Source organism: Campylobacter concisus (assembly GCF_902460895.1).
GTDB classification, from domain to species: Bacteria; Campylobacterota; Campylobacteria; order Campylobacterales; family Campylobacteraceae; genus Campylobacter_A; species Campylobacter_A concisus_BC.
Genome location: NZ_CABPVL010000004.1, coordinates 529,691 through 539,813 on the forward strand (window position 1 = coordinate 529,691; position 10,123 = coordinate 539,813).

The following is a 10,123-nucleotide window of genomic DNA, read 5'->3' on the forward strand; positions in this document are numbered from 1 at the left end:
AAGTTAAAAAGAAATTCCTTTGCTAATGGCGATGATGCAGAGCAAAAAGGCTATTGGCACATAGATAAATTTACCCACAAAATACCAAAATGAGCCGTAAGTTTTATTTGCTCCTGAATTTACCTCGTCTAAAATTTCATCTTTTTTAATGATCCAAAACCAAGATATTGCGCCGATGACTGCGCCGATTGGGATGATGTAGATAGAGACAAAGTCCATCCAAGGTCCCCAGCTGCTAATAGGCTCCATAAACGCTCCAAAGCCAAAGCAAACCACGCAAAGTAGCACAAGCACCCAAAATCTACTAAGGCGTGGGAATTTATGCATAAGTGACTCAGCGACCACCTCAAACATATTTTGAAGCGAGGTGATGCCTCCAAAGATGACTGCAGTAAATAGTATGATCGCAAAAATTTGACCGCCGATCATATTTTGTAAAATTTTAGGAAGCGTTACGAAAAGTAGCTTTGGACCCTCAGCTGGATCCATAGCGTAGGCAAAGACCGCTGGGATCATAACAAGCGCTGCAACAAGCGCTGCAAGCGTGTCAAAAAATGCCGTAGTTTTGGCGCTTTCTACGATGTCTTCATCTTTTGAAAGATATGCTCCATAAACTATCATGCCAGAACCCGTGATAGAGAGCGAGAAAAAGGCTTGACCCATCGCAGTTACCCATACCATCGGATCTTCAAGCTTGCTAAAGTCAGGGATAAATAGAAATTTATACCCCTCAAGTGCGTTTGGCAGCATCGCGACATTTATAGCCAAAATGGCAAATAGCACAAAAAATAGCGGCATCATTATTTTGTTAGTCTTTTCGATGCTTTTTGCTCCAAAAAATAGCGTAAGAAGCGTGCCAATAATGACTATGAAGTGATATGGCAGGACTGAGTACTCATGAAGCGCAAATGAATTAAACCAAACATTTGTATCAACGCTCATAAATGAGCCAGTAAGCGCCTGAGTAAGGGCCTTTAGCACGTAAGCGATGATGACAGCGTAGCCGATGGCTATACAAAGCGAGCCAGCCAGCGGTAGCCAACCGACGATACTGCCGATGACGCCTAAATTTCTACTTTGCCAAGCAAATTTATATGATCCTAGCGTGCCAGTCTTTGCTCGCCTGCCGATCGCATACTCAGCGCTTAAGCCAACGTAAGAAAAAAGCGCCACAAAAAAGATGTAGATGAGTAAAAATGCTCCGCCGCCATTTGTGCCAAGCTTGTAAGGAAAGCCCCAAACATTTGCCATACCAACGGCTGAACCAACTGAGGCTAGTATAAACGCCCAGCGTGATGAAAAATTCTTTTTGCTCATTGTAAAATCCATAAATTTAGTGATGAAAATAATGTTACCAAAATATGATTTAAGAACTTTTTATAAAATTTAAATTTAAGAAACGTTGTTACTTTTGGGTGTGGCTAATTTGACCGCTAAATATAAATTCGCTATAATCAGCCAAAATTTTTAACTCTTAAGGATCATAATTGTACCCCAGTAGCGATAACTCGCTTTTAATGGTAATACTTGCCATTATATTCATTTTACTAAACGCATTTTTTGTTTTGTCGGAATTTTCCCTTGTCAAGGTTCGCAAGTCTAGGCTTGAAGAGCTTATCAAAGAGAAAAAGCCAAACGCCCAGCTTGCTTTTGAGATGTCAAACAAGCTTGATACCTATCTTAGCGCCACTCAGCTTGGCATCACGCTAAGCTCACTTGCTCTTGGTTGGATCGGTGAGCCAGCAGTCGCAAGGCTCATAGAAGCCCCACTTAAAAATGTTTTTAATCTTAGCGATATCTTAGTTCATACAGTCGGCTTTGCGATCGCATTTACGCTTATCACGCTACTTCACGTTGTTATGGGCGAGCTTGTGCCAAAGTCAGTCGCCATAGCCAAATCAGAATCAGCAGTGCTTAAAATCGCTCGTCCGCTTCACTTTTTCTGGATACTTTTTTCGCCTATCATAAAGCTTTTTGATATCCTAGCTACATTTGGACTTAAAATTTTAGGCATCCAGCCAGCAAAAGAGAATGAGCTAGCACACTCTGAAGAGGAGATCAAGATCATCGTTGGCGAGAGCTTAAAGGGCGGTGTGCTTGATAGTTTTGAGACTGAGCTTATCAAAAATGCAGTTGATTTTAGTGACACGGTCGCAAAAGAGATCATGACGCCAAGACGCGATATGATCTGCATAAATAAGCAAAAGAGCTTTGAAGAGAATTTACAAGTCGTTTTTGAGTCAAAATATACTCGCTACCCTTATATAGACGGCTCAAAAGATATTATTTTGGGCATGATACACATTAGAGATATCTTGCAGCTACACTTTAGCGAGGAAAAAGAGAAGAGCTTTGACGCGATCGTGCGTAAATTTGTCATCGTGCCTGAGAGCCTTTCTATCTCAAAGGTACTTGTGATGATGAATAAAGAGCAAATTTCAGCTGCGCTTGTCGTCGATGAGTATGGCGGCACGGCTGGACTTCTTACGATGGAGGATATCATGGAGGAGGTGCTTGGCGACTTTAACGACGAGCACGATGAGGTCGATCAGCACTATAAAAAGATAAATGAAAACATTTATGAATTTCAAGGCAGATACGATCTAGAGAGCGTTGAAGAGGTCCTTGGCATAAGCTTTGATGAAGAGACCGATCAAGTAACGATCGGCGGATATGTTTTTAATCTCATCGGTCGTTTGCCAGTTGTGGGCGACAAAATCGAGGATGAAAACTGCTACTACGAGGTGAGAAAGATGGATGGAGCTAGCATCTCACGCGTAAAAGTTAGAAAAAAGATAAAAGAAGAAGAGGAGCCTGCTCAGGCTTAGTTTATAAATTTAATGGCTTTTTTGGCCATTAAATTTAACCTCGCAAAATCATAAAAAATAGAGCAAATTTTTAAGTAGCATAAAGGCTCTAAGCCCTTAAATTTAACTTTTAAACCACAAAATTTAAAGCGACACCACCTTTTAAATAGCTCTCTAAAAACATCATCATCACCTTTTTCGTAAATTTGGTTATAAATTTTAAAATGGCTTGCTAGTTTTAAATTTATTATCTGCTTGCAAAAGTAGCCATTTGAGCGATCTTGCTTGTAATATTTAAATTTACTAAAACTAGTTAGCTTTGGCCGGGGTCTCAATGCTACAAATTTCGTCATAAATTTCTCTATCACGCTCATCTAGGCTGCAACAAGAGAGTCAAATTTTCTTTTGTTAAACCTTAAACAACGCCTCTTAATAGCTCTTTTATAGCCAAATTTGCTTATCTATTTTTATGTGTAAATTTATCTTGATAAAAGCGTGCTAGATCTTTGCCGTATTTTAATGCTAGCTCATAGTAGGGCATGTCCGGGTCCTCGCCTATCATCTCATAGAGCTTTTTACGAAGCTCTGGCAAAAGGCGAAGATCGCTATAATCTATCCTTTCTTTATATGCTGGCAAACCTTGTAAAAGCAGGGCATTTGAGTAGTTTATGCCGCCAGTTTTGCTGCCAGTAATGTTAAATTCATTCTCGTATTGCGCGCGAGTTAAGCTTGTTGGTATGCTAAGCTCTCCTCGTTCTAGGCAAATTTTATCATTGCTACTGATGAGATACTCTGGAAATTCTAACTCTTGGTAGTTGATATCTTCGTGATCATAATAGACCCACTTTATGCCGTCTTCATTTTTGCGGTTGAAACTGCTTTTGTAGATGAAGCTACCTGGGATTATAAATTCACGGCTTTTTAGCACTGGCGTATCTGCTATATCTTTATAAACAGCAACCAAGTAGCAGTCACTAAAAAAATCAAGCGGCCAAAGAAGACCCTCATTCGCTCGCTTTACAAGGCGGTTTTTAATATCAACTAAGATTTTGCCAAAGAAATATCTCTTGTAGTAGTCATTATAGACGTAAAATATGTCGCCTTCTTTGAGCTTTGTCTTATCTGGCATTTTATAAATTTAGCTCTTCCAGATGTTTTTATTTAGCTCCAGATCACGCACGATCTCCACAAAGTCGCTGATACTCGAGATGTAGTTTTGCACGCTCTCGTTGCTGTTTATCGGTTTTTTAAGATCAGGCTCAAAGCTATCCTTTCTAAGATCGATCGCGATGAAAATTTCATTTTTTAAAAACACTGCCGAGAGTGGGGCGTTAAATTTAGTTCTTAGAGTGGTTAAATTTTCCATCAGCTTTGGCGTTAGAGCGTATCTAGCTGCGATCTGATCGGTCGTGTAGGTTTTAAAGAGCTCGTTAAATTTAGGGTTATCCATCACTGCTTGCTCGCCCTCGCTTCTTAGATCAGATGTTCGCTTTTTGTCGCAGACATAGATCGTGGCGTTTAGCTCTTTTTTAAACTCAGCCTTTAGCAAAATGCCTTGAAATTTCACCGTTGTGGTGGTGCGTTTCTCGCCTTGCGTCTCTTTTGCCGCATAAAAATCGCAAAGCTTAAACTGCGTGTTATCGATCTGTCCGTAGATCATATCTTCTGCGTAGTGTCTATTTACATCGGCGTCATAAATTTTTAAAAAATCATCCAAACTTAGTCCGCCATTTGCGCTGAAATTTAGACCATAGTTTTTTACGATGACGCCAACTACTTTTTGTTTAAATTTTGCTATAAGCTCGTTTTTTAGCCCATTTATCGTCTTGCCAAGATAAAAAACTCCGCCGATTAGCAAAAAGAAAAATAAATTTCCAAGGTGCAGTGATGCTAAAAAACCAGTTGCAACTATGATGCCAAGAAAGCCATAAGCGATCATTTTAAAGGCTTTTTGCCCCATGGCAAGGCGCTCTTTTTCAAGCTCGTCAAGGTCGCTTAGATCGATGCCTTTTAGTTCGTCTGCTTGCATTTTTTATGCCTTATTTTTTGAAAAGATCACCGACGTTTGGAGCAGCTGCTTCATTTTCAGGGATGTCAAAAAATACATCTTTATGAAAGCCAAAGATTGAAGCTACGATGTTTGAAGGAAACATCTGTGTGGCGTTATTGTAAATTTCAACAGCTGAGTTGTAAGCACGTCTGGCAGCTGAAATTTGCTCTTCGACCTCGTTTAGTGTGCTTTGGATATGAAGTAAATTTTGATTTGCTTTTAGGTCTGGGTAGTTTTCTACGCTCACTCTTAGACCATTTAGTAGGCTTGAAATTTTGTTATTTAGCTCAAATTTCTCCTCATTTGTAGAGGCGCTTCTAGCACTCTCTCTAAGGGCAGTGATGTTTTCTAGCAGGCTCTTTTCATGCACCATGTACTCTTTTGCAGTAGCTACTAAATTTGGTATGAGGTCATATCTTCTTTTTAGCTGCGCGTCGATGCCAGCCTCCACGCTTTTTACCTGGTTTTGCTTTGCAACAAGCGAGTTGTAAAGGCTGATGAAAAAGACAAAAATGACTGCGACAACAAGTATCACGATGACTAACGAATTCATAACTTTTCCTTTGAAATTTAAGTTTGTTGTAGTTTATCCAAAGTTGCTTAAGAGTATTTAAACACCGAGGTTGGGTGATTAAATTTAATATTATAATTTAATCTTAAATTTTACATATAATTTATATAATTAAAAATTGTTTTTTACGAGGAGGATAAATGAGAACGGTAAACGTAAAAGATATAAAAGAGACTGTTGCAAAGCTTTGCAAACAAGCCTGTTACGTCGTTACGCCAGATCTAAAGGCTGCTTTTACAAAAGCACAAACCACTGAGAGCTCATCTCTTGGTAAGGATATCTTGGGCAAAATTTTACAAAATGCCAAGCTTTCAGAAGAGGGCGTTGCGCCTATTTGCCAAGATACGGGCATGACGGTTGTCTTTGTCGAGATCGGTCAGGACGTGCATATAGAAGGCGGTTACATCGAAGATGCGATAAATGAGGGCGTTGCAAAAGGCTACACTGAGGGCTATCTTAGAAAATCAGTCGTTGCTGAGCCACTTTTTGAGAGAAAAAATACCACAAACAACACTCCAGCGGTCATCCACACTAGGATCGTCCCAGGCGATAAGCTAAAGATAAAAGTCGCTCCAAAAGGCTTTGGTAGTGAAAACAAGTCAATACTAAAAATGCTTGTGCCAGCTGATGGCATAGAGGGCGTTAAAAAGGTATTTTTAGAGGCTGTAAAATACGCTGGACCAAACGCTTGCCCTCCAATGACAATAGGCGTTGGCATAGGCGGCACCATGGATAAAGCTGCACTTCTAGCCAAGCAAGCCGCAGTTCGTCCAGTAGATAGCAAAAATGCTGATGCAAGATATGCAAAACTCGAAGATGAGCTTCTTGAGCTTGCTAGCAAAACAGGCGTCGGACCTCAAGGGCTTGGTGGCGATACAACTGCCATAAAAGTAAATGTCGAGTGGTATCCAACTCACATCGCAGGCCTACCAGTAGCCATAAATATCAACTGCCACGCTGCACGCCACGCAGACGCCGAGCTTTAAGGAGATAACATGTCAGAAGTAAAAAGAATAACAGCACCATTTGATAAAGAGGTGGTAAAAAGCCTAAAAGCAGGTGACAATGTCCTAATCTCAGGCACTATCATCGCAGCTCGTGACGCCGCTCACAAGGCGCTAACAGAGGCTCTAGCACGTGGCGAGAAGCTACCAGTTGAGCTAAAAGGCGAGACTATCTACTACGTCGGACCAACACCAGCTAAACCAAACCAAGCTATCGGCGCAGCAGGCCCAACAACAAGCGGTAGAATGGACAAATACACACCAACTATGATAAACGAAGTTGGCATAAATGGCATGATCGGCAAGGGATATCGCAATGATGCGGTGGTTGATGCGATGAAAAAATCATGCTGTGTTTATATGGTCGCTATCGGCGGTATCGGAGCGGTCATTAGCCAAAGTATCAAAAAATATGAAGTACTAGCCTATCCAGAGCTAGGACCAGAGGCAGTCGCAAGGCTCACAGTAGAGGACTTCCCAGCGATAGTCGCTATCGACTGCGAGGGCAATAACTTCTACGAAGTCGGCCAAGCACCTTACAAAAAAATCTAAATTTGATCCGCTAGCTTTGGGGCTAGCGGAATTTACCCCTAAAATGAAAACTTTTTGCAACGACCAAGCAAAGCCACTACTTAAATTTTTCACCAAAACCAAAAGCGAGCTAGTAAATTTAAAGCTAAAGCAAATTTTAAACGAGGGCTTTATCTCAAAACCACAGGGGATATTTTTAAAAGCTGCCATAAGAAAAAGGCAGAAATTTGAAGAAAATAAGACGCAAAATGAGTGGTCGATAAATGAGATAGTAGTTTTTGAAAGCGAGTATGAAAGCTGCGAGGAGTATTTTAGCGACGTGGGGTCGTTTGTAGTGAAGCTAGCTGATAAATTTAGAACAAGTGGCATTAGCGAGGAGATAGTGCTTGCTGTTTCGTTTCAGGCGCTGCAGTTTATCACGCTGGATAGCGAGGAGTTTAAATTTATATACGAAGACTACGATGAGAGCACAAACTCCGCTCACATTAAAATTTACGCCAAAAGAGAAAATGACGAAATTTTACTATATAAAGATAGGATAGGGGGCTACAAAACTGAGGCGCTAATCGTTTTCGAGGTGGCTAGTAGTAGCCAAGACACATAGTCTCAGTCAGTTTTATGCGCTTTTCAAAGGGCGCTGGCGAGAAAAATTTGCACTTTTCTATATAAATTCTATACGAGTAGCTAAGCTTAAAATCATCATAAAATTTCTTTAAATTTAAAAATTTGATGCCGCAAATTTCATGAAATTCAAAAAGCTCATAAATTTTCGAGCCATTTTTCGCCACGAGGTGTGAAGGGGCGAGTGAGGTAAATGAGCAAAAAACGCCAGTTGGCACAAGACCATTTAAGGGCGTGCAAGCTTGTAAAGCGCTTGCAAATTTCTCTGGGACGCTCTTTTTTCTAATAAAAACGATGCGCGAGTTTTCAAATTTAGCGCTGATCGCATTTTTCCAAAAGAGGTAGGCATTTGATGAGATGCCTGCGTTTTTGGCAAGCTGCGCACCAAGTACGTAGTCATCTAAAAATTCGTTTGGTGCAAGGGTTATTTGCATCTTTGTCCTTTTGAAATTTTGCTCATTATAGCCTTTGGCGCCTAAAAATTTAGAAATTTATAGTAGGATTTTGCCAAATTTTAAAGGAGAAGATATGAAAAAACAAATTTCAACAAAAAACGCCCCACAAGCGATCGGACCATATTCTCAGGCGATTAGCGCGAATGGATTTTTATTTATCTCAGGTCAGCTTGGCGTCACACCAGCAGGCGAGTTTGCAGGCAGTAGCGTAGAGGCTCAAGCGCAGCAGTCACTTACAAATTTACAAAACATTTTGGCTGAGGCTGGACTTAGTTTTGATAATGTCGTAAAGACTACGATCTTTTTAGCAGATATGGCAGATTTTGCTAAAGTAAATGTCACATACGCTAAATTTTTCAAAGAGCCATATCCTGCTAGAAGCACGGTAGCTGTGAAGACTTTGCCAAAAGATGCACTTGTAGAAATTGAGGTTATCGCAGCACAATAATGTCACAACTGTACCCAAGTACAATATACAAAGAGGATTAAAATGTCTTAAAATTACGTAAAAATTTATTTTACGATAAGGATAGACATGCAAACTCAAGTAGGAGTAATCAAACAAATCTCAGGCTTAGTAGTAGCTGTAGATCAAAATGGCGTTAGCCGCGTTTTAAAAGTTGGCGACGCTTTATATCTTGGGGAGGTTGTAAAGACCTCTTCAGCTTCTTCTAAAGCCGTAGTTTCAATGGATAATGGCAAAGACGTCACCATCTTGGGTGATGAGTCGTTAAAGCTTGACGAAAATGTAGCCGCAGGACAAAAACCAAATACCGTAGCAGATGTTAGTGACTTGCAAAAGGCGTTGTTAAACGGCGAGGATCTAACAAAACTAGAGGAGACTGCCGCTGGTGGTAACGCAGCCGCAGCTGGTGGTGGAGATGGCGTTAGCCTTGGTGCGGCGTCGTTTGATGAGGGCGGTCACTACTCAAATATCAATGAAAATTTCCGCTCTATAGGCGATCTAAACAGCGCAAGAGGTGCTGAGAGGATAGGCGGCGTAAGCGGCGCAGCCGATAATGCTGGTGGTGACGCTGGTTTTGTAGATACTACTATCCCAACAGTAACTCTAGACCCAATTAACAACACTTCAACAGTAGTAACTGGTAAGGTTCCAAACCCTGATCCAAATACCACTGTAATTGTTGAAATTCCTGGTCATACCCCAGTTACAGTTCCAGTAAATCCTGATGGTACATTTAGTGTTCCTACACCAAATAATGAACCACTAAAACCAGGTACTGAGGTAAAAGTTACTCCAAAAGATGATGCAGGCAATGGTACTCCAGTTACTACTCCAGTATCAGACGTAACTATCCCAACAGTAACTCTAGACCCAATTAACAACACTTCAACAGTAGTAACTGGTAAGGTTCCAAACCCTGATCCAAATACCACTGTAATTGTTGAAATTCCTGGTCATACCCCAGTTACAGTTCCAGTAAATCCTGATGGTACATTTAGTGTTCCTACACCAAATAATGAACCACTAAAACCAGGTACTGAGGTAAAAGTTACTCCAAAAGATGATGCAGGCAATGGTACACCAGTTACTACTCCAGTATCAGACGTAACTATCCCAACAGTAACTCTAGACCCAATTAACAACACTTCAACAGTAGTAACTGGTAAGGTTCCAAACCCAGATCCAAATACCACTGTAATTGTTGAAATTCCTGGTCATACCCCAGTTACAGTTCCAGTAAATCCTGATGGTACATTTAGTGTTCCTACACCAAATAATGAACCACTAAAACCAGGTACTGAGGTAAAAGTTACTCCAAAAGATGATGCAGGCAATGGTACTCCAGCTACTACTCCAGTATCAGACGTAACTATCCCAACAGTAACTCTAGATCCAATTAACAACACTTCAACAGTAGTAACTGGTAAGGTTCCAAACCCAGATCCAAATACCACTGTAATTGTTGAAATTCCTGGTCATACCCCAGTTACAGTTCCAGTAAATCCTGATGGTACATTTAGTGTTCCTACACCAAATAATGAACCACTAAAACCAGGTACTGAGGTAAAAGTTACTCCAAAAGATGATGCAGGCAATGGTACACCAGTTACTACTCCAG

At 40.7% G+C, this 10,123-nt stretch carries 12 protein-coding genes; 6 read left to right on the forward strand and 6 right to left on the reverse strand.

Annotation, left to right across the window (positions count from 1 at the left end; all coding sequences use genetic code 11):
• Positions 1-3 precede the first annotated feature (3 nt).
• Positions 4-1,317: a sodium-dependent transporter gene (locus F3G98_RS09235; protein WP_149726068.1), complete on the reverse strand. Its 1,314-nt coding sequence runs from the start codon at positions 1,315-1,317 to the stop codon at positions 4-6.
• Between the two features lie 200 nt (positions 1,318-1,517).
• On the opposite strand from F3G98_RS09235, the gene F3G98_RS09240 reads away from it, so the two are divergent.
• On the forward strand, positions 1,518-2,828 hold the full coding sequence (locus tag F3G98_RS09240; protein ID WP_508609988.1) for a hemolysin family protein: 1,311 nt from the start codon (positions 1,518-1,520) through the stop codon (positions 2,826-2,828).
• Here F3G98_RS09240 and F3G98_RS09245 read toward each other — a convergent pair.
• The 4 genes from F3G98_RS09245 to F3G98_RS09260 form a co-directional block, all read right to left on the reverse strand.
• On the reverse strand, positions 2,825-3,181 hold the full coding sequence (locus tag F3G98_RS09245) for a hypothetical protein (protein ID WP_149726069.1): 357 nt from the start codon (positions 3,179-3,181) through the stop codon (positions 2,825-2,827). The genes F3G98_RS09240 and F3G98_RS09245 overlap by 4 nt on opposite strands.
• An 83-nt stretch (positions 3,182-3,264) precedes the next feature.
• Positions 3,265-3,936, reverse strand: coding sequence for a sugar transporter (locus F3G98_RS09250; RefSeq protein ID WP_149726070.1), 672 nt, complete (start codon positions 3,934-3,936; stop codon positions 3,265-3,267).
• A 9-nt stretch (positions 3,937-3,945) separates the two neighbouring features.
• Entirely contained in the window at positions 3,946-4,836 is an 891-nt protein-coding gene (locus F3G98_RS09255) for a DUF3137 domain-containing protein (protein WP_149726071.1), read from the reverse strand.
• A gap of 10 nt (positions 4,837-4,846) precedes the next feature.
• Entirely contained in the window at positions 4,847-5,410 is a 564-nt protein-coding gene (locus tag F3G98_RS09260; protein WP_149726072.1) for a LemA family protein, read from the reverse strand.
• A 158-nt stretch (positions 5,411-5,568) separates the two neighbouring features.
• On the opposite strand from F3G98_RS09260, the gene F3G98_RS09265 reads away from it, so the two are divergent.
• From F3G98_RS09265 to F3G98_RS09275, 3 genes are read left to right on the forward strand one after another with little or no spacing between them, the layout of a single operon-like run.
• Positions 5,569-6,414 carry a fumarate hydratase gene (locus F3G98_RS09265; RefSeq protein ID WP_087583663.1) on the forward strand — a complete coding sequence of 282 codons (846 nt, stop codon included), beginning with the start codon at positions 5,569-5,571 and terminating at the stop codon, positions 6,412-6,414.
• Positions 6,415-6,423: 9 nt separating this feature from the next.
• Entirely contained in the window at positions 6,424-6,984 is a 561-nt protein-coding gene (locus tag F3G98_RS09270) for a Fe-S-containing hydro-lyase (protein WP_002942950.1), read from the forward strand.
• Between the two features lie 43 nt (positions 6,985-7,027).
• On the forward strand, positions 7,028-7,567 hold the full coding sequence (locus F3G98_RS09275; protein ID WP_103608073.1) for an L-cystine-binding protein TcyA: 540 nt from the start codon (positions 7,028-7,030) through the stop codon (positions 7,565-7,567).
• On the opposite strand, the gene cheQ is transcribed toward F3G98_RS09275, so the two are convergent.
• On the reverse strand, positions 7,545-8,018 hold the full coding sequence (gene cheQ, locus F3G98_RS09280) for a cheVAW transcriptional regulator CheQ (protein ID WP_021087269.1): 474 nt from the start codon (positions 8,016-8,018) through the stop codon (positions 7,545-7,547). The two genes, F3G98_RS09275 and cheQ, sit on opposite strands and share 23 nt — an antisense overlap.
• Before the next feature lie 94 nt (positions 8,019-8,112).
• Here cheQ and F3G98_RS09285 point away from each other — a divergent pair, with 94 nt between their 5' ends.
• On the forward strand, positions 8,113-8,487 hold the full coding sequence (locus F3G98_RS09285; protein ID WP_087581129.1) for a RidA family protein: 375 nt from the start codon (positions 8,113-8,115) through the stop codon (positions 8,485-8,487).
• Between the two features lie 87 nt (positions 8,488-8,574).
• Positions 8,575-10,123, forward strand: a 1,549-nt coding sequence (locus F3G98_RS09290; RefSeq protein WP_149726073.1) for a retention module-containing protein, incomplete at its 3' end; no start/stop codon positions are given.